The sequence below is a fragment of the Cupriavidus sp. SIMBA_020 genome (assembly GCF_046535395.1).
Taxonomy (GTDB): domain Bacteria; phylum Pseudomonadota; class Gammaproteobacteria; order Burkholderiales; family Burkholderiaceae; genus Cupriavidus; species Cupriavidus campinensis.
Genome location: NZ_JAWRWU010000424.1, coordinates 1 through 278 on the forward strand (window position 1 = coordinate 1; position 278 = coordinate 278).

General features: G+C 69.1%; 1 protein-coding gene. It reads right to left on the reverse strand.

Annotated features, from left to right (window positions below):
* On the reverse strand, window positions 1–278 hold a 278-nt coding region (locus SB751_RS29885), incomplete at both ends, for an aldehyde dehydrogenase family protein (RefSeq protein WP_410749008.1).

Sequence of the window (278 nt, forward strand, 5' to 3'; positions counted from 1 at the left end):
GGATTTCGCCCAGCGCTTCGGCCAGAGGCTTGCCTTGTTCGCGCGTCATCAGTCGTGCCAGTTCAGCGTCGTGCTGGATCATCAAGTCGAACCAGCGGCGCAGGATCTGTGAGCGTTCTTGGGCGGGCCGGGCGCGCCATGCGGGCAGCGCGTCGCGCGCGGCGATGATGGCGCGGCGGGTTTCGGCTTCGCCCATGTCGGGTACCTGGGCCAGAGCCTGGCCCGTGGCGGGGTCGGTCACCGTGATGGTGGCGTGGTTGTCGGCGTCGCACCAACGG